This is a genomic window from Streptomyces sp. NPDC006733, assembly GCF_040636125.1.
Classification (GTDB): domain Bacteria; phylum Actinomycetota; class Actinomycetes; order Streptomycetales; family Streptomycetaceae; genus Actinacidiphila.
Genome location: NZ_JBEYJD010000013.1, coordinates 126,064 through 144,142, shown reverse-complemented (window position 1 = coordinate 144,142; position 18,079 = coordinate 126,064). Strand labels below are relative to the sequence as shown.

At 72.9% G+C, this 18,079-nt stretch carries 15 protein-coding genes; 13 read left to right on the top strand and 2 right to left on the bottom strand.

Annotated elements, in window-relative coordinates:
* Positions 1–61: 61 nt before the first annotated feature.
* Complete coding sequence (locus ABZ721_RS14350) at positions 62–1,588, bottom strand: hypothetical protein (RefSeq protein ID WP_358788922.1); 1,527 nt, start codon at positions 1,586–1,588, stop codon at positions 62–64.
* A 343-nt stretch (positions 1,589–1,931) separates the two neighbouring features.
* On the opposite strand from ABZ721_RS14350, the gene ABZ721_RS14345 reads away from it, so the two are divergent.
* From ABZ721_RS14345 to ABZ721_RS14285, 13 genes are all read left to right on the top strand, one after another.
* Positions 1,932–3,572 (top strand): phage tail sheath subtilisin-like domain-containing protein, encoded by a 1,641-nt coding sequence (locus ABZ721_RS14345; RefSeq protein WP_358788921.1) that lies wholly within the window; start codon positions 1,932–1,934, stop codon positions 3,570–3,572.
* 105 nt (positions 3,573–3,677) lie between these two features.
* Positions 3,678–4,121, top strand: a complete 444-nt coding sequence (locus tag ABZ721_RS14340) for a phage tail protein (RefSeq protein WP_250989216.1) — start codon at positions 3,678–3,680, stop codon at positions 4,119–4,121.
* Entirely contained in the window at positions 4,121–4,603 is a 483-nt protein-coding gene (locus ABZ721_RS14335) for a hypothetical protein (RefSeq protein WP_358788920.1), read from the top strand. Before ABZ721_RS14340 ends, ABZ721_RS14335 begins: the two co-directional genes overlap by 1 nt.
* Entirely contained in the window at positions 4,600–4,758 is a 159-nt protein-coding gene (locus tag ABZ721_RS14330) for a DUF6760 family protein (protein ID WP_358788919.1), read from the top strand. Before ABZ721_RS14335 ends, ABZ721_RS14330 begins: the two co-directional genes overlap by 4 nt.
* A gap of 3,206 nt (positions 4,759–7,964) precedes the next feature.
* The gene (locus ABZ721_RS14325) at positions 7,965–8,354 is read left to right on the top strand and encodes a hypothetical protein (protein WP_358788918.1); all 390 of its coding nucleotides are present in this window, start codon (positions 7,965–7,967) and stop codon (positions 8,352–8,354) included.
* Between the two features lie 114 nt (positions 8,355–8,468).
* Positions 8,469–8,906, top strand: coding sequence for a phage tail protein (locus tag ABZ721_RS14320; protein ID WP_358788917.1), 438 nt, complete (start codon positions 8,469–8,471; stop codon positions 8,904–8,906).
* Between the two features lie 3 nt (positions 8,907–8,909).
* The gene (locus tag ABZ721_RS14315; RefSeq protein ID WP_358788916.1) at positions 8,910–9,632 is read left to right on the top strand and encodes a peptidase M23; all 723 of its coding nucleotides are present in this window, start codon (positions 8,910–8,912) and stop codon (positions 9,630–9,632) included.
* On the top strand, positions 9,632–11,530 hold the full coding sequence (locus tag ABZ721_RS14310; RefSeq protein ID WP_358788915.1) for a VgrG-related protein: 1,899 nt from the start codon (positions 9,632–9,634) through the stop codon (positions 11,528–11,530). Before ABZ721_RS14315 ends, ABZ721_RS14310 begins: the two co-directional genes overlap by 1 nt.
* The gene (locus ABZ721_RS14305; protein ID WP_269273461.1) at positions 11,530–11,973 is read left to right on the top strand and encodes a GPW/gp25 family protein; all 444 of its coding nucleotides are present in this window, start codon (positions 11,530–11,532) and stop codon (positions 11,971–11,973) included. Before ABZ721_RS14310 ends, ABZ721_RS14305 begins: the two co-directional genes overlap by 1 nt.
* On the top strand, positions 11,973–13,931 hold the full coding sequence (locus tag ABZ721_RS14300; protein WP_358788914.1) for a putative baseplate assembly protein: 1,959 nt from the start codon (positions 11,973–11,975) through the stop codon (positions 13,929–13,931). The genes ABZ721_RS14305 and ABZ721_RS14300 overlap by 1 nt, the downstream gene beginning before the upstream one ends.
* A gap of 62 nt (positions 13,932–13,993) precedes the next feature.
* On the top strand, positions 13,994–14,578 hold the full coding sequence (locus tag ABZ721_RS14295; RefSeq protein WP_358788950.1) for a phage tail protein: 585 nt from the start codon (positions 13,994–13,996) through the stop codon (positions 14,576–14,578).
* 179 nt (positions 14,579–14,757) lie between these two features.
* Positions 14,758–15,864, top strand: a complete 1,107-nt coding sequence (locus ABZ721_RS14290; RefSeq protein WP_358788913.1) for a zinc ribbon domain-containing protein — start codon at positions 14,758–14,760, stop codon at positions 15,862–15,864.
* 115 nt (positions 15,865–15,979) lie between these two features.
* Positions 15,980–16,513, top strand: coding sequence for a YbaK/EbsC family protein (locus ABZ721_RS14285; RefSeq protein WP_358788912.1), 534 nt, complete (start codon positions 15,980–15,982; stop codon positions 16,511–16,513).
* A 66-nt stretch (positions 16,514–16,579) separates the two neighbouring features.
* On the opposite strand, the gene ABZ721_RS14280 is transcribed toward ABZ721_RS14285, so the two are convergent.
* Positions 16,580–18,049, bottom strand: coding sequence for a vWA domain-containing protein (locus ABZ721_RS14280; RefSeq protein ID WP_358788911.1), 1,470 nt, complete (start codon positions 18,047–18,049; stop codon positions 16,580–16,582).
* Between the last annotated feature and the right edge of the window lie 30 nt (positions 18,050–18,079).

Below are 18,079 nucleotides of genomic sequence, written 5' to 3'. Positions count from 1 at the left end.
GGGTCGACTACCTTTTCGGCGCCGGCTGCTTCACCGATGCCGGCGGCTTCTCAGGTACCGACTACTTCATCGGGGCCGGCAGCCAGCCCTTGGCCGTCACCGTGCCCGGCGTGTCCTGCGTGTGGACCCAGCCCAGCTTCGTCTTCGTGAGGGTCGTCTCGTCGAGCACCCCGGTCTGCTCGGCCCCGAACTGGGCCTGGTACTCCCTGATCCGGTCCGTGTCGGCCTGAGTCGGCTTCTCCTGGAGCTGGATGTGCTTGCGCAGATAGTCGATGTTGGCCTTCGTGTACTTGACGGTCGTGACCAGGTCGCCGTCGTCGAACTCGCCCTGCGTGCCCCAGAGCAGGATGTTCCGCACCCACGGCACCTCCGGGCTGGCCTGGTTCTGGTCCAGCGGTACCGACTTGGCGGCGGCGAAGTGCGAGGCCAGGAGCGCGGTCATCGTGGTGCGGCCCAGGTTTCCGAGCCCGTCGGTCTTCGCCAGCTGGCTGAACTGGCCGAACCGTGAGTCGCTGGACTGCTGGAAGCACGTCAGCGCCAGCGCGGTCGCGGCGTCCAGCTTGCCCACCGTGTAGGGGGCCGTCAGTTTGCAGCCGCCCGCTCCCTCGACCAGCCGTACCTGTGCGAACTGCACGAACAGGTTCGGCTTGTCCTGCGACGTGATGGGCAGCGGTGGCCGCGCGGGCTTCTCCGGCGGGGGCTTCTTCTTCCCGCCCCCGCCACCGCCTCCGGCCGGGGACGCCTTGGGCTGTTCGGTGGGCGAGGCGGCCGGTGTGGGCTGCGCGGTGGGCGGCTGGGGCAGGGTGGTGGCTGCCACCTTCTCCAGTTTCTCCTGCGCGAGCGTGCGGACCGGTGCCTTGTAGGTGAACCAGAGGATGAGTCCCGTGACGGTGAGGGCGAGCAGCAGGCTCAGCGCGGTCATCATCCAGACGGGCAGCAGCGTGCGCTGCACGTAGGTCCCGTTCACCGTCAGGGGTTCGAATCCCGAGCGCCGCACCGACAGCTCGTACGGCCGCTGCTGCTTCTGCCCCACCCAGGTGATCTGCCGGGGCTTGAGCGTCGCCTTCACGAAGGCGGCGCGCCCCGGCTGGATCTGCACGTTGGACGGGACGATCTCGTACGAGAGGTCGTCGCTGTTCTTGTCGCCCCCGCCGATCGACGCCGTGAGCACGGTGTTGCCGAGGTTGTCGACGGCCAGCTTGGGCCGCCCCCTGAAGCGCCCCTTGACGGTCTGCGGGACCAGCTCGGCCCGTACCTCCGTGAACGTGGTGAAGGTGATGTTCCCCTCGGCGACCGTGGCGGCCCCGGGATGCTCGGTGGGCAGGACGCGCACGCCGTACGGGTGCGGCCCGGCGGTCGCGTCCGGGGTGCGGGGCGGGGCGACGGTCAGCTCCACGACGCCGGAGGTACCCGGAAAGAGCCTGATGGACGGCGGTTCCACCGAGACGTACGGGGCGATGTCGCCGACCGCCTCGAAGCGGTACTCGTCGACGACGTCGCTGGTGTTGCGCAGGCGCAGTCGTACGGTCGTGCTGCTGCCCGGGTCGACCGTGGTCGAGGCGGGCTCCAGGGATGTCCAGGTCGTCACCCGATGGACGCTACTGCCCGCGGCGGAGACGGCATCAGAGGCCGCCGGGTAGCGCCGTTGCCCGAAAGGCGGCACCCGTTGCCCTCGAACACCCCTGCGGACAGAGCCTGTTGCCGGTACGGGGTCCGGCCCGGGACAGGACCGGAAGGCGCGCAGCCCGGTACCGCCTCGGTGCGGCCCCGCCGGGCGTTCCCGGCGACGGAACCGGCCTCGCGGCCCCCGCACGTTGCCCTTGGGGGCACAGTCCGTGCCCCGCACGAGGCACCGGAGGACGTATACCCGGTCGCGCACGGGCCGCGAGGGTGAAGGTGGTCTTGTCTTGGTACCCCGAGGAGAGCAGAGCATGCCGTCTTACCTGTCGCCGGGCGTGTACGTGGAAGAGGTGGCCAGCGGCTCTCGTCCGATCGAGGGGGTCGGCACCTCGGTGGCCGCATTCGTCGGGCTGGCGCCCGAAGGCCCACTGAACGAACCGACGCTGGTCACCAACTGGACCCAGTACGTCGCCGCGTTCGGCGAGTTCACCGACGGCTACTTCCTGGCGCACTCGGTGTACGGCTTCTTCAACAACGGCGGGTCCGCGGCCTACGTGGTCCGCGTGGGCGGGACACCCGGCGGAGTGACGGGCGCGCCGGGCGAAGGCGCCGACCCGGTCGGCGGACGGCGCGGCCGGCAGGCCGTCAACGGCGGCGCACCCGCGCCGGCCGCACTCACGGCCGGGGAGCCGCAGGCCCTGGGGACGTTCAAGGTGTCGGCCGTCGCGCCCGGCGAGAGCGGCACGCTCAGCGTCGAGGTCACGGACGCCGAGGGCGAGGGCCCGGCCGAACGGTTCCGGCTGATCGTCAAGGACGGCGCCAAGGCCGCCGAGACCTTCGACGTCTCGGCGAAGAAGGGCGCCCGCAACTACGTGGTCACCCAGGTCAGGGAACACTCCAAGCTGATCTCCGTGCAGGAGGCGGCAGCGGCCTCGCAGCTCGCCCGCCCCGACAACCAGACGGTCGCCCTCGACGCGCCGGTCCCGGCCGCGCAGACCCCCGTGCACACCCCGGCGGTCCCGGACGCGGTGGAGAGTGAGTCGGTCGGCATCGCCGAGTACCTGGGCGACTCCGCGGACCGCACCGGCTTCGGCGGCCTCGAAGCCGTCGACGAGGTGTCCATGGTTGCCGTCCCCGACCTGATGGCCGCCTACCAGCGCGGAGCGATCGACCTGGAGGCCGTCAAGGCCGTCCAGCTCGGTCTGATCGCCCACTGCGAACTGATGGGTGACCGGCTCGCGATCATCGACCCGCCGCCCGGCCTCAACGCCCGGCAGATCCGGGTCTGGCGCCAGGAGACGTCCAACTACGACTCCAAGTACGCCGCGCTCTACTACCCGTGGATCAAGGTCTTCGACCCGGCCGGCGGCCAGACCCGGCTGATCCCGCCCAGCGGCCACATCGCCGGCATCTGGGCCCGCAACGACTCCGAGCGCGGTGTGCACAAGGCCCCCGCCAACGAGGTCGTACGCGGCGCCGTCGACCTGGAGCTGCAGATCACCCGGGGCGAGCAGGACCTGCTCAACCCGGTCGGCATCAACTGCATCCGCACCTTCCCCGGCCGCGGCATCCGCGTCTGGGGTGCGCGCACCCTCTCCTCCGACCCGGCCTGGCGCTACCTCAACGTCCGCAGGTACTTCAACTACCTGGAGGAGTCGATCCTCAACGGCACCCAGTGGGTGGTGTTCGAGCCCAACGACCAGGCGCTGTGGGCCCGGATCCGGCGCAACATCTCCGCGTTCCTCGTGACGGAATGGCGCAGCGGCGCACTGTTCGGCGCCACGCCGGAGGACGCCTACTACGTGAAGTGCGACGCCGAGACGAATCCGGTGGAGTCGGTCGACCTCGGCCGCGTCATCTGCCAGATCGGTGTCTCGCCGGTGAAGCCGGCCGAGTTCGTCATCTTCCGGCTGGCGCAGTTCTCCGGAGGCAGCGGCGAGCTGGAGGAGTGACGCGCCCCACTGGAGGGGTAACTCGCCACGCGCCTCCGGCTTCTCGACTCCGGTTTCCCGACTCCGGTTTCCGACCATCAGTAGTCAGTAGAAGGAACGGCTTTCATGAGTCTCTCTCAGGGTGACGCCCTCACAACCCACAACTTCGGCCTCCAGATCGACGGCGTCATGGTCGAGTACCTGCACGCCGTGGGCGAGGTGGGGATGGAGCAGGACGTCATCGAGTACCAGCAGGTCTCGGCGAACGGCCAGCCGATCACCAAGAAGATGCCCGGCGTGAAGAAGGCCGGCGAGACCACCGTCACGCGCGGCATGGAGCAGTCCACCGCCTTCACCGAGTGGATCGCGGCCTCGCTGCGCGGCGACATGGGCTCCGCCCGCAAGAACGCGAGCATCATCTACATGGACTACCAGTTCAACCCCGTCCGGCGGCAGCACCTGCGCAACGCCTGGTGCAGCAAGGTGGTCGGCGCGGCGGCGACGGCCGGCGAGGCCTCCGTGATGACCGAGACCGTCACGATCGTCTACGAAGAGCTGGTCACCGAGTAATGCGTCGCGGACCCGCAAGGCCCGCCACCGACGCCGCTGCCGCCACCTCCGCTCCCGCGGACGTGGCGGCCCCGGCCGTCGCACCGGCGGAAGCACCGCCCGCACGGCAGCAGTTGCGAACCGAGTTCGCCTTCGAGCTGCCGCGCGGGTACGTGGACGACATGGGAACCGTGCACCGCGAGGGCGTGATGCGACTGGCGACCGCCCGGGACGAACTGATCCCGCTGCGCGACATGCGGGTGCGGGAGAACCCCGCGTATCTCTCGGTGGTTCTGCTCGGCCGGGTCATCACCCAACTGGGCACCGTGGCCCACATGCACGACGGCGTGGTGGAGAACATGTTCGCCTCCGACCTCGCCTTTCTGCAGGACTTCTACCGGCAGGTCAACGCCGAGGGCCACACCAGGGCCGGCGTCTCCTGCCCGCACTGCGAGCAGCCGTTCGAGGTCGAGCTCGGCGGGAGCCGCCTGGGGGAATCGTGACGTACGCGACCGACCGGATCCACGAGGAGATCGCGTACATCGCCTACCACTTCCACTGGCACCTGGACGACATCCTGGACCTCGAACACCGTGAGCGGCGGCGGTACGCCGAGCAGATCGCCACGCTGGTGACGCGCGCTGCGACGGAGCGGTGATGGGCATATTCGACCGTTTCAAGGACCGGGGCCGGGAGGCCGGAGCGGAGCCGGTCTCCGCACCCGAGATTTCCGCCGGTGAGAGTGCTGCTGCCCCTGCTGCCCCTGCTGCTGCGGGTGGACGCGGCTGGGCCGGTCTGCCGCCGATCCAGCGCGCGTTGCTGGCGCCGGGGCGGCAGACGGTCGCGTCCGCGGACTTCAGCGGCTCGCTGACCACCTGGCAGAACCACTCCTTCTCCGGGACGCTCTCGCATGCCGTCCTGGACGGTGCTCCGGGCGGTCTCATCAAGGACACGCTGTCGGTCGCCGGGGGGCCCAGCGAGGGCAGGCTCTTCCCGACGGCCGTTGTCGTCGACGACGGTGGCGGTGAGGGCGGGGACAGGCATACGGCGGAATCTGCTCCGGCGCCGACGGTTCAGCGTGCCCTGGGCCCGCGGGTCACGCCCGTTCCCGTACGGCCCCGGCCTCGGCCGGGGCCCGCGCCTGCGGCGCTGACGCGGGCTGCCGCCCCGAGCACGGGGCACCGCAGGGTGCTTCCGGCGGTGGCGCCGAGCCGGGTGACGCCTGCTGCGGCGGCTGCCGGGACGGGCGCTCGGGCGCCCGAGTCCACGTCCACGACCGCTCCGACGCCTGTCCAGTCGCCTTCGCCCGCGTCCGGGCCTTCCGCTGCCGGGTCACCCCCGGCTGCGTCCCCGACTGTGCTCCCAGCGACCGCGCCCACCGTTGTGCGCGTCCAGCGCTCCGAAGGAGAACAGGACGGCCCGCGCGGCGGCTCGGCGCGGATCGACCCGCCGGGCCCCCGGCGACCGGGTCCGACGGACGGGTCCACGGCAGCGCCCGCCGCAGAGCGGACGCCTCCGGCTCAGTCCTCGTCGCCCCCCGTGCAGCGGCGGGTGGCGAGCGCTCCCGGTCCGACGGCCGGACCGGCGGCGTCCCCGCAACCTCGGCGTTCGCTGCTCGGGCCGCCGCTGTCCAGGCCGGTGGCCGCACCGACCCCGCCGACCTTGCCGACATCACCGACGTCACCGGTGCAGCGGCGTGCCGCCGACCCCGTCGTGCGTTCGTCGCCAGCCGCTCCGCCGCAGGGCGCCCCCGGGGGCAACGTGCCGTCGGACGGCGTGCGGCCGTCTGACAGCACGCCGCCAGTACCGAGGACGTCGACGGCGGGGTGGGACGTTTCGGCGCGCCCTTTCGGGAGTGATGCGTCCAAAACGCCTGCACCTGGAACACCTCCGCCCGGTCCCCGTCCGGCCGTCCGGCCGCGACTGGGCGCTCCGGTGAGCGGTCCGTCCGCGAACCCGGTCGCGCCCCCGCAGACCGCTGCCCCGGCTCCCGGCCGTGCACCCCTCGTGCAGCGTTCACCGGCGGTCGGCGGGCCGCCGAGCACCCCGGCACCGCCGTCCATACGACCGGCCGCCCGACCGGCGCCGGGCCCCGTGGCGCCCGCTCCCGTACCGGCGGTGCCCGTCCAACGACGTGACCAGACCGGCGGCGCGCCCTCGACCGGGCAGCGCCCGGCCGCCCCCGGTACCGGCTCGGCCCGGTCCACCGCCATCCCCGACACCACCCCCACCGCCTCCCTCCCGTCCGGTTCCGGTACGGGGGCAGGCGGCGCGACACCCGTGGCGTCGGGGCCCGGCAGCGTCACCGTGCCCCCCGCCGTTCCGCCGCGTGCGCACGCTGCGGTGCGACCCGACGTGGCTGCGGAGCGGACCGGCGGCCCGCTGCCGGTGCAGCGGCTCGTCGCGCCGAGCAGTCCGGCGGGCGGGGCCGGTCCCGCGGGGCAGCCGCCCCTGGGGCGACTGCCGGCTCCCGCATCCGGTCCCCGGGCGAGCGCCCCTTCGGCGGCGACGTCTCCGGCCGCGATCCGCAGCCCCGGTCCGGCCGCCGTCAGTCCGGCAGCCACCGGCCCGGCAGCCGGTGGTGGCGCGCCGATCCCCGGCGCTCCTGTTCGCCCGTCGAGCGGCTCCGGCGGAGGCGACGCCAGCCCGGCGACGCCGGCGCCACCTGCGGTACGACCCGCTGGGGCGGGTGGTCTTGGAGCCGCCGGGCTGCCCGCCGCGCCTCCGGTGCAGCGGGCCACCCGGCCCACCACGCCCGTACGGCAGTTGGGCACGGTCTCGAACGCCCCGACGGTCTCGAACGTCCCGCCGGTAGGTCAGCCACGATCGGCGCCAGCACCCGTACCCGTACCCCTCGCTTCGAACGTCCCGCCGGTGAGTCGGCCAGGTTCGGTGCCAGCAGCCGAACCCCTACCGCTACCCGTCGCCTCGAACGTTCCTCCGGTCAGTCAGCCACGATTGGCGCCAGGACTCGCACCCCTACCCGAGGGCGGTGCCCGTCCCGCTGCCGCAGAGCCACTACGCCCCGCCGTGAACCACCCACCGGCTTCCGGCCGTTCGGGCGGCGTGCCGCACGTACAGCGGTCGTTGCTCGCCCCCACCTCGCCCCAACTCCCGACCTCGGCCCGGATCCCCGCTTCCGGCGTTGCCCCGGCCACTCCGTCCGCTCCGGCCACCCACCCGCCCGTGACCCGGACCTCCGCCGTACGCCCGGCGTCAGCCGAAGTTCCTCCGGCGCCGCGACCCCTCCCGGTCGCTCCGCTCCTCGGTGCCTCGAAGCCGGTCACGGCCGCCGGGTTCGCGCCGTCGGCGATGGAAGCGCGGTCCGCAGCCCCTGCCGCACTCACGAACAGCGCCCCGGCGGTGACCAGTGCCTCGCCGACTGCCGTGCAGCGAGTGGCGGCTCCCGGAGCGCCCCCGCTCCCCGGCGTCCGCAGTGCCGTAGGACCGTCCTCGCCGTCGCCCGCCCCCGCGCCGACGGTGAACAGCGCTCCGGCCCCCGTTCGGCTGCACCGCGTTGCGCCAGCGGCGCCCGCCCCCTCCGTCTCCCGCCGGACTGCCGTACAGCGATCCGTGGCATCGTCGTCCGCCGCCCTGCCGCCCGCCGCCGTCCGTCCGCTACCGCGGACCGACGCCCCAGCCCCCGCCCCAGCCCCCGCCCTCACCCCCGCATACGCCCCTGCCCCAGCCGCTCCCACCACGGCGCCCGCTCACCCGGTCGTCCAGCGCTCCGCGCCGGCGCCCTCCGTCCCGGGCGGCACCGGGCGCCCCCCGGTGAGGGACGCTCCCGGCGGCTCCGGAACCTCCCCCGTCCACGCCCACGTCCCCGGAGTTGCCGCGGCCCAGCCGTCCCGGAGCTCCGTGGTGTCCTTGGCGCCCGTCCGGTCCGTTCCGGTCGCGGAGCTGCCGGTGCAGCGGGCCGCGGCCGCGGTCCCGGCCGCGCCGCCTTCGCTGCCGCCGGTCGTGGCACGGACGCCGGTCCGCACACCTCCATCCGCCCCCGTGCGGGTCTCCGCCCCGCGCGGCTCCACCTCCGTCGAAGTGCAGCGCAAGAACGGCGGCGGAGGCTCCTCGGACCGGACGGCGTCCGCGCCCGCGCCCTCCGCGACCAGCCAGTTCAGACCGCGCGAGTTGAAGGAGGACCAGGTGGCCGAGCTGGTCCACCGGCTGATCGGGCCGATGACGCGGCTGCTCCGCACCGAGCTGCGGCTCGACCGCGAGCGGATCGGCAGACTGCGCGACCCACGCCACTGACAGCCCGGTGCGCGAGCCGAGCCGCCCGATCCGCCACCGTCGGCCCCGCAGGCCCGACTCCGCCCCTCCTCCCCATCGCCCCACCCCCGTGGAACCGCAGGAAGGCCCCACCCGATGCCCCAGGAACTCGACGCAGGCTCCACCATCTTCTTCAACCTCACCATCGACGGTGAGAGCCTGGGCAACTTCAACGGTTGCGAAGGGCTCTCCTCCCAGGTCGAGATCGAGCAGCGGCAGGAGGGCGGCAACAACGGGTTCGTCTGGCAGCTGCCCTCCCGCGTCACGTTCTCCAACATCACGCTGACCCGGCCCCTCACCCAGGAGACCGCGAAGGTGGCGGAGTGGATCTCCTCCGTGACCACCGGGGTGACCCGGCCCACCGGGCAGATCGCCGCGCTGCGCGCCGACGGCTCGATGGTCGCGCAGTGGGGGCTGATCGACGTGCTTCCGGTCAGCTGGCGCGGTCCGTCCTTCGACCCGGCGAGCCCCGCCGTGGCCACCGAGGTGCTGGAGATCGCCCATCACGGGTTCACGGACGCGGGGGAGGCGTAGCCGATGAAACTCTCCAGCTTCGGCATCGGCGACAGCCTGGTACGGGCCACGCTCGCCATCCATCAGCCGCCGATCGGCAGCAGCACCAGCCCCGGCGCGCTCATGAAGACGTTCCACTTCGACTTCAACCCGTCCCAGCTGTCGCTCACCCGCCGGGCCCAGTGGAAGACGACGCCCACCGCCGCGGTGCGGGACGGCGCGGTACCGGAGTTCATGGGGCCCGAGCCCCGGGAGATGTCGGTGGAGATCTTCCTCGACCGCTCCGACGACCCGGACAGCAACGACGTGCGCAAGAAGGTCGAGGCGCTCTTCTCCTGCTGCGAGACGACGACCGCCAGCATCGCGGCGAAGCAGCCGTCGACCCCGTGGGTGGTCTTCGAGTGGGGCGCCTTCTCCACCGCCCGCTTCAACGCGTACGTCAGCTCCGTGGAGGCCCAGTACACCCTCTTCAACACCAACGGGATGCCGATCCGGGCCGTCTGCCAGGTGAGCCTGCACGAGATCCCCAGCAGCACGCTCGGGCAGAACCCCACCTCGGGCGCGCTCACCACCCGCCGGGTGCACCGGGTCGTGGCCGGTGACTCGCTCCAACTGCTCGCCTGGCGCGAGTACGGGGACGCCACCGTGTGGCGGACGATCGCCGAGGCCAACGACATCGACGACCCGAAGGTGCTGACGCCCGGTGTCGAACTGATGCTGCCCGCGGCGGAAGAGGTCGGTGCCTGATGTCCGACATCGGCTTCTCCAACATCCTCACGGTGCAGATCGCCGGCGCCAAGCTCAAGTCCCCGGAGGACAAGAAGCTGGTCGCGGGCCGGGTCGACTTCGGCGCGGGGGTGCCCGGCGCGTTCCAGCTCACCTTCCGTGACGACAAGAAGGACATCCTCGCCAAGCTGAACGTCGAGATCGGCGTGCCCGTGGTCATCGCGCCCCTCGCCGACGGCAAGGGCACCCCGATGATCACCGGTGAGGTCACGGCGCTGGAGACCGACTACGACCGGACCGGCACCTTCACCGTCATCCGCGGCTACGACAAGGGCCACCGCATGCTGCGCCAGCGCAGGGTCGCGGCGTACCGGAACAAGACCGCCACCGAGATCGCCGTCGAACTGGCGCGCAAGAGCGGCATTCCGGTGGGCCGGACCACCCGGACCAAGGGGCAGTACGAGTTCATCAGCCAGGCCAACGTCACCGACTGGGACTTCGTCCAGCGACTCGCGGACGAGAGCGAGATGGTGATGTCCATCAGCTCCCAGGGCAAGTTCCAGTTCGTCAAGCGGCAGCAGGCCGCGTCGGCACCCTCGGAGAGCCTGCCGGGCCGGCAGAGCGCGCTCCTGCTGACGGGGGGCGAGGACATCCTGCGCTGCCGTGCGGCGGTCACCTCGGCCGACCAGGTGACCGCGGTCGAGGCGCGGGGGTGGAACGTCACCACCAAGCAGCCGCTGGTCTCCAAGGCGCCCGCGGTGGACAACCCGGGCTTCGCCATCGGGACGCGGCCCTCCGCGGCGTCCAAGAAGTTCGGCAAGGCCGAACTCGTCGAGACCGGCACGCCCTACGACAAGCTCGACGAGGTCAAGCACGCCGCCGACGCCCTGGCGGACGACGTGACCTCCGCCTTCGCCGAGGTGGAGATCACGGCGCGCGGCAACACCGAACTGCGTCCGGGCGTCGCCGTCACCCTCAAGGACGTCGGCAAGCCCTTCCAGGGCAAGTACACGATCACGGCCGCCCGCCACACCTTCGGCGACCAGGAGCACTACCAGACGTTCCTGCACGTCAGCGGGCGGCAGTGGCGCTCGCTGTACGGGCTCACCTCCGGTGGCGGCGGGACCGGCCCGGCCCGGCTGCCGAGCGTCGCCAACGCCCTGGTCACCGACATCAAGGACCCGTTGCGGCAGGGCCGGGTCAAGCTGACGTTCCCGTGGCTGGACGACATGTACGTCAGCGACTGGACGCGGACCGTGCAGCTCGGCGGCACCAAGGGCGGCAGCATGATCTCCCCGGACGTCGACGACGAGGTGCTGGTGGCGTTCGACCGCGGCGCCCTGGACCACCCGTACGTCATCGGCGGCCTCTACAACGGCGTCGACAAGCCGGACCCCGTCGACGTGCCGGTCTACGACCCGACGCGCGGCAAGGTCACCCGGCGCACCCTGTCCGACCGCAGCAACAACCGGATCGACCTGCTCGACCAGAGCGTCGGCCTCAAGCGCGGGGTGCGGCTGTCGACCGGGGACGACCGGCTCACCATCAACCTGGACCGGACGAAGACCGAGATCGTCGTGGACAGCAAGGGCAAGGTCTCCATCCGGGGGACCGGTGCCGTGGCCATCAACGCGGGCGGCAACCTCTCGCTGAACGCGGTGGGTTCCCTGACGATCCGCAGCGGCGGGCCGATGAACATCAACGCGGCGTCCGTCCTGTCCGTGAAGGCGGGCGGCGCCGCGTCCGTGACCGCCACCGGGGCGCTGTCGATGACGAGCGTCGCGGCCATGTCGCTGACCGCGGGGGTCTCCCTGCAGATGACCGCCGCCATCAACATCGGGCTGCAGGCGGCCACCATCAAGTCCTCCGGCATCCTCACCTCCAACCTGAAGCCGGTGCTGACCGTGGGAGGCGTCTGATGGCGGAACAGTTCGTCGGCTCCGGCTGGGCGTTCCCGCTGCGCATCAGCCCCACCGGCGGTATCGCGCTGGTCAGCGGGGAGCGCGAGGTGGAGGAAGCCATCAGGCTGGTCCTGTCGACCGCGCCCGGGGAACGGCCGATGCGCCCGGAGTTCGGCTGCGCCATCCACGACATGGTCTTCGCGCCCGTCAACGAGGCGACCGCGGGCCGCATCCAGCACGAGGTGCACAGCTGTCTGGACCGCTGGGAGCCGCGCATCGAGGTGGACGACGTCGCGGTGACGGCCGGCGCGGAGGACGGCGTCCTCTTCATCGACGTCCGCTACTCGATCACGGGCACCAACAACCCGCGCAGCCTGGTCTTCCCGTTCTACGTGATCCCCTCACACGACGGACCCGAGGGGTCCGGCACGCCCGACGAGCACCTTGGAAGCGACCGCTGATGGCCCTGCCCTCCCCGAACCTCGACGACCGGCGCTTCCAGCAGTTCGTGGACGATGCCAAGCGCTACATCCAGCAGCGCGCCCCCGAGTGGACCGACCACAACGTCTCCGACCCGGGGGTGACGCTCGTCGAGACGGTCGCGCACATGGCCGACCAGTTGGTGTACCGGCTCAACCGGGTGCCGGAGAAGAACCACCTCGCGTTCCTGGACCTCATCGGGATCACGCTCTTCCCGCCGTCCGCGGCGCGCGCCGACGTCACGTTCTGGCTGTCGGCGCCGCAGAGGCAGCCCGTCGTGCTGGCGACGGGCACCGAGGTCGCCACGGTCCGTACCCAGACCGAGGACGCGGTGGTGTTCGCCACCGAGCGCGAACTGACCGTGGTGCCGTGCGAGTTGTCGTACCTCGTGGTGCACTGGGCCGACCAGGAGCCGACCGACCGCACCTCGGACCTCGCCGGGTCCAAGGACGTGCACTGCTTCACGGAGGCTCCGCGCCCCGGCGACCGCATGCTGTTCGGGCTCAGCGCCGCCGTGCCGGAGTGCGTGGTCGTGCTGGAACTCGACAGCCAGGTGGACGGTGTCGGGGTCGATCCCCGGCAGCCGCCGCTCGTCTGGGAGGCGTGGACCGCTGACGGGTGGGTGGGCTGCGACGTCGACCGGGACACCACCGGCGGCCTCAACCGCCCCGGCGAGGTCGTGCTGCACGTCCCCGGCGGCCACGCGCTGTCCCGTACCGGGCGGCGCGAGGCGGGCTGGCTGCGCTGCCGGGTCACCGAGCCGGAGCAGGGCCAGCCGTTCTACACCGCCTCGCCCACCATCCGCTCCGCCGAGGCGTTCAGCATCGGCGGCACCACCGGTGTCGTGCACGCCGAGACGGTCCGGGACGAGGCGCTGGGGGAGGCCACCGGGCTGCCCGGCCACCGGCTGCGGCTGGCCAACAGCCCCGTCGTCGGCGACGCGCAGCCGCTGCTCCTCCAGGTCGCCGAGCGCGACGGCTGGGTCGACTGGGAGACCGTCGGCCACTTCGCCGCCTCGGGCCCCGCCGACCGGCACATCACCCTCGACGCGACCACCGGTGAGATCGCCTTCGGCCCGTCCGTCCGCGAACCGGACGGCGCTCTGCGCCAGTACGGGGCCGTCCCGCCCAAGGGCGCGCCCATCCGGGCCCGCCGCTACCGCACCGGCGGCGGAAAGGGCGGCAACGTCGCCCGGGGCGCCATCCAGGTGCTGCGCGACTCCATCCCGTACGTCTCCGACGTCGTCAACCGGGAGGCCGCACGGGGCGGGGTCGACGGCGAGACCGTCGCGGAGGCCAAGCTCAGGGCGCCCATCACGCTCGGTGGGCAGGACCGTGCCGTGACCCTGCGGGACTACGAGGAGCTCGCGCGCCGCGCGGCGCCCGAGACCGCGCGCATCACCTGCCTCGCCGCCGAGCCGGACGAGCACGGCGCGCACGCCGTACGGGTGCTGGTCGTGCCGCAGGCCGTGTCCGACCCGGGCGGCCGGCTGCGCTTCGAGCAACTCGTGCCCGGGGACGCCCTGCTGGGGCGCATCACCGAGTACCTCGACGAGCGACGCCTGATCGGCACCCGGCTGGCGGTCGGGCCGCCCTTCTACCAGGGGGTGACGGTCGTCGCGACGGTGCACGCCTTCCGCGGCACCGACACCGACCGGGTCAGACGGCAGGCCCACGACGCCCTGTACCGCCACCTCGACCCGCTGACCGGGGGAGCACACGGCACGGGCTGGCCCTTCGGCCGCCCGGTGCAGGCGGGCGAGGTGTTCGCGGTGCTGCAGCGGGTGCCCGGCGTCGAGCTGGTGGACGAGGTGCTGCTGCACCCAGCCGACCCGCTCAGCGGCAGGCGCGGCGACCCCACGGACCGGATCGATCTCGAACCGTCCGCGCTCGCCTTCTCGTTCGACCACCGCGTCCGGGTGATCGGAGACGCGTCGTGAGCCCCGGCGGGAGCGCGCGCGGCGCCGTCGACGGGCTCGGCTCCTCGGCGCCGCTGGGCGTGATGCTGCCGGCGGTGTTCGCCGAAGACGACCTCGCCCAGCGGTTCGTCGCGGGTATCGACGAGGCGCTCGCGCCGCTCCACAACGTGCTCGACTGCCTGGACGCCTACTTCACGCCGTCGCTCGCGCCCGTGGACTTCACCCGCTGGCTCGGCAGCTGGGTGGGCGCGGAGATGGACGGGCCGGCGGACGGCGAGCCGGACGAGCCGGACACGGCCGCGTCGTCCACCGCACCCGCCCCCGGCCGCCCGCAGGACACGGAGGCGACGGCCGCGCTGCGCGCCGCGGTGAGCGCCGCCGTCCGGCTGCACCGCGTCCGCGGCACCCGTCGCGGACTGTCCGAGGTGATCCGGCTCGCCTTCGGCGTGGAGCCGGAGATCACCGAGAGCGGCGCGGCCGCCTGGGACGCCCGGCCCCTGGGCCCGGTCCCCGGCGAGCGTCGCCCGCATCTGCACGTCACCGTACGGCTGCCGGAGCCCGGCCCCGCCGCCGAGCACCGGCTGGAGCGGCTCGTAGCGGCCGCCCGCCCCGCCCACATGCCCTACACGGTCCAGGTGACCGCAGCCGAAAGGACTTCCGACCGGTGACCAGTCAGCAGGGTTCCCCGTCCACGCCGACCACGGGGAACGACGCACGCCTCTGTGCCGAATGCGGCACACGGCCGACGCCCGGGCAGTCCTTCTGCGACGGGTGCGGCGCGGTCCTGAGCTGGACCCCGGAGCGGAGGGAGCGGGCCGCGGAGGCCGAGGAGGGCTGTGCGGGCACGGTGCGCGAACCCGTACGGGAGCCTGTGCGCGCCGATCCGCCGGCGGCGGTGCGCGAGGAGGACGAGACCCGGCCGATCGCGGCCACCCCCGCCGCGACGGCAGAGAGCACGACCCCGACCCCGACTCCGACCGTGACCCCGGACCCGACCCCGGACCCGGAACCGATCCCGACGCCTTCCCCGTCCCCGGCCCCGTCCCCAGAGCCTGACGCCAGCGCGCGGGCCCGGGCGCTGCTCGTTCCGGTCGCGGACCAGCGCGCCGCCGCACCGGCCCCGCACGTCGCGCCGGTCCTGCCGGGCGTGCCCGCCGCGGCCCGCCCCCTGGTCCAGGGCCCCACCGGCGAACCGGCCGACGAGACCGGGCCCCCGTGCCCCTGGTGCGAGGTCGGCAACCGACCCGACCGGCACTTCTGCCGGCGCTGCGGCATGTCCCTCGCGGAGCGCCCCGGCGTCCCGGACGCCAGGCGCCCCTGGTGGCGGCGGATGGGGAACTTCGGCAACCGGCCGGCGCCGTGGGCGGGCGAGCGCCCGCGGCTGCGCCGGGGCTTCGGCCGTGTCTTCCCCTGGATCGCGTACGGCCTGGTGCTCGCGCTGGTGATCTACGCGGCGCTCAACGTGGGTACGGCGTGGAACGCGGCACGCGACCACTTCTCCAAGCGCGCCCAGGTCTCCCCGGACTCCGTCGCGGCGTCCCGCTCCTTCAGCGGCCATCCGCCGAAGGCCGTCTTCGACAAGCTCAACAACACGTGGTGGGGCCCCGGCATCTCGCAGTCGGCCGAGGGCGAGTGGATCGAGGCGCGCTTCCAGGAGCCCACCCGGCTGCTGGACATCCTGATCACGTCCGGCATCTCCGTCAAGGCGTCCGACCTCTCCGCGGCCGCGCTGCCGCGCCGGATGGACGCGATCATCACCACGGCCGACGGGAAGACGTCCACACTCGCCGTCAACCTCGACCAGGTGAGCGGCCCCCAGCGGCGCAAGTTCCGGGCGGAGAACGTCGTCAGCGTCCGGTTCGTCATCCGGTCCGCGTTCAACGCGGCCGCGGACAAGCAGGTCTCGATAGCCGAGATCGAGTTCTTCACCCGCGCCACCACCAGCGGCACCTAGGCCCGGCCCCGACGCTCCCGCCCCCGACCCTCCCGCCCCGACCGATCCATGCCCGGCCACCCCGGCCGGGCATCGGCTTTGCCGACAGCCAATCGGACTCCGCGATGGTTCGGGGATGAGCGACACACTGATCCAAGCCGCGCCTGCGGACCGCACGGCGCGGGCCCGCCTCCTCGACCTCCTCAACTACCACAGCGCCCGTTTCCGACAGATCGAGCACGCACCCGAGGGCAGGACCGACCTGGCCAGCGCGCTGCGCGGCCACCCGGTGGGGCAGGCCGCGAAGTGCATCGTCGTGCGGGTCAAGGTGACCAAGAAGAGCTCCCGTTACGTCCTGGCCGTGGTGCCCGGCGACCGCCGGGTCGACCTGGGCAGGATCCGGGAGCTCTGGGAGGCGCGGGACGCGTCCTTCGCCGACCGCGCCACCGCCGAGCGGCTGTCCGGCTGCGTCAGCGGCGCCATCGTGCCCTTCGCCTTCGACCCGGCGCTGGAACTCGTCGTCGACCCCGACCTGCTGGAACACGACGAGATCTTCTTCAACGCAGCCGACCTGAACCTGTCCGTGGCCCTGGACGTGCGCGACTACCTGCGCATCGCGGACCCCCGCACCGAGTCCATCGCGGAGAAGGCCGCCGCTCTGGCCGGCTGAACCCCCCTGCCGTTGTGCCCCGCCCACCGGGGCACAACGGCAGGCCCCGTACCGGCCGCGGGACCCTCAGCGCCGTCCGGGCTTGTAGTGGAACTCGATCCCGCACAGCAGCACCCTGCTGTCGGGCTGGCAGGTGGCCTCGCGGGGAGGACGGCCCTGCACCTCGCAGAGCAGCCGCAGCGGCGGGTGCGAGCCGCGCTGGCCGGGGAGGCTCTTCACCCGGACCTTGGCGCTGCCTTCGGGGAAGAGCCGCGACAGGTCACCGCCGGTCTCGCGACGCCCGCGCAGCGGGATGCTGACCTCGCTGTCCACGGCCTCCGCGACGAGCACCCCCTCCACGTACCGGTGGGCGCGCAGCCAGGCCCCGATGCCGAGGGTCAGTGCCAGCACGATCGCGCCGAACAGCAGCGCCCATGAGGCGACGTCGACGGTCGTCCGAACGCTGCCGGCGACGGGGAGCGAGTCCCCGGTCGGCCCGGCGGCCAGCTGGGTGGCCTGGCCGGCGAGGTACGTCCTGACGTCATCGGCCAGCGGCGAGGTGACGGTGCCGTCGAGCCGGAGGCGCCAGGTCGCGGCGTCGTGGGAGGACAGGAAGCCGTACCGGTGGCTCTCCGCCGTGGTGAAGCGGATGACGTAGTCCCGGTACTCGCCCGCCTTCAGGTCCGCCTGCTCGGGCAGGTTGTGCGTCGCGATCACGTCGTCGGGCAGGCCGCGCAGCAGGATCCCGGTGATGTGCACCGGGAGTGAGGTGGTGGTCGCCGTCAGGCGCACGTGCACCTCGCTGCCCTGGCTCAGCGCGACGCCGGGGCCTGCGCCGGGCCACGTGACGGCCACCCCCTTGCCGTCGTCGGCCGTCACCGCCGTCCTGGCCTCCCGGATCCGGGTGTCGTCGCGGGCCTCGTCCAGCGCCGCGCTCAGGTCCTTGCCGACCGGGTCGAGCATGCGGACATGCGGGAGAACGGTGCCCAGCACGGTCGCCACGTCGCCGCCCTTGCCGAACGGGATGCCGTAGCCCGTCACACTCGGCGACCCCGGCAGCGAGGTGGCCTCCTGGCGGAGCTGCGACCAGCCGGAGCTGTCGAGGGCCTTGTAGCTCGTGTCGTCGGGCGCGTTGAGCTCCGCGTCCGACAGGAGCAGCACACCGGCGGTGTCCGCACCGGCCCGGCGCAGACCGTCGAGCGCCGACTTGAAGGCGCGCCCGAAGTTGGAGCCCACACCGGTGGCGTGCTGGGGCAGGTTGCGCAGTTGCTGCTCCGCCTCGGACTTGGAGACCAGCGAGCAGTCACCGGCGCCGGAGCTGAAGGTGATGAGGCAGACCTGGTCGCGGACGGTCAGGGAGCCGATGAACTGCGGCAGGACCTGCAGGACGCGCTGGTAGTAGCCGTTGCTCTCCATGGAGCCGGACGTGTCGATCAGCACGGCGTAGTGCGCGGTCTGACGCGCCGTGATCTTGTTCAGCAGCGACTCGAGGCCGTTGGAGTCGGTCGCGTTGGCGCTGCTCCCCGTCGACAGCAGGGCGCAGGTGAGACCGGCCACGGTCAGGGCCGCAGCACGGCCGAGACGCCG

Bases quoted from the DNA above. Each gene is read 5' to 3' on its own strand.
- ABZ721_RS14345 (WP_358788921.1), top strand. From the start codon at position 1,932: ATGCCGTCTTACCTGTCGCCGGGCGTGTACGTGGAAGAGGTGGCCAGC.
- ABZ721_RS14340 (WP_250989216.1), top strand. From the start codon at position 3,678: ATGAGTCTCTCTCAGGGTGACGCCCTCACAACCCACAACTTCGGCCTC.
- ABZ721_RS14335 (WP_358788920.1), top strand. From the start codon at position 4,121: ATGCGTCGCGGACCCGCAAGGCCCGCCACCGACGCCGCTGCCGCCACC.
- ABZ721_RS14320 (WP_358788917.1), top strand. From the start codon at position 8,469: ATGCCCCAGGAACTCGACGCAGGCTCCACCATCTTCTTCAACCTCACC.
- ABZ721_RS14315 (WP_358788916.1), top strand. From the start codon at position 8,910: ATGAAACTCTCCAGCTTCGGCATCGGCGACAGCCTGGTACGGGCCACG.
- ABZ721_RS14310 (WP_358788915.1), top strand. From the start codon at position 9,632: ATGTCCGACATCGGCTTCTCCAACATCCTCACGGTGCAGATCGCCGGC.
- ABZ721_RS14305 (WP_269273461.1), top strand. From the start codon at position 11,530: ATGGCGGAACAGTTCGTCGGCTCCGGCTGGGCGTTCCCGCTGCGCATC.
- ABZ721_RS14300 (WP_358788914.1), top strand. From the start codon at position 11,973: ATGGCCCTGCCCTCCCCGAACCTCGACGACCGGCGCTTCCAGCAGTTC.
- ABZ721_RS14295 (WP_358788950.1), top strand. From the start codon at position 13,994: ATGCTGCCGGCGGTGTTCGCCGAAGACGACCTCGCCCAGCGGTTCGTC.
- ABZ721_RS14285 (WP_358788912.1), top strand. From the start codon at position 15,980: ATGAGCGACACACTGATCCAAGCCGCGCCTGCGGACCGCACGGCGCGG.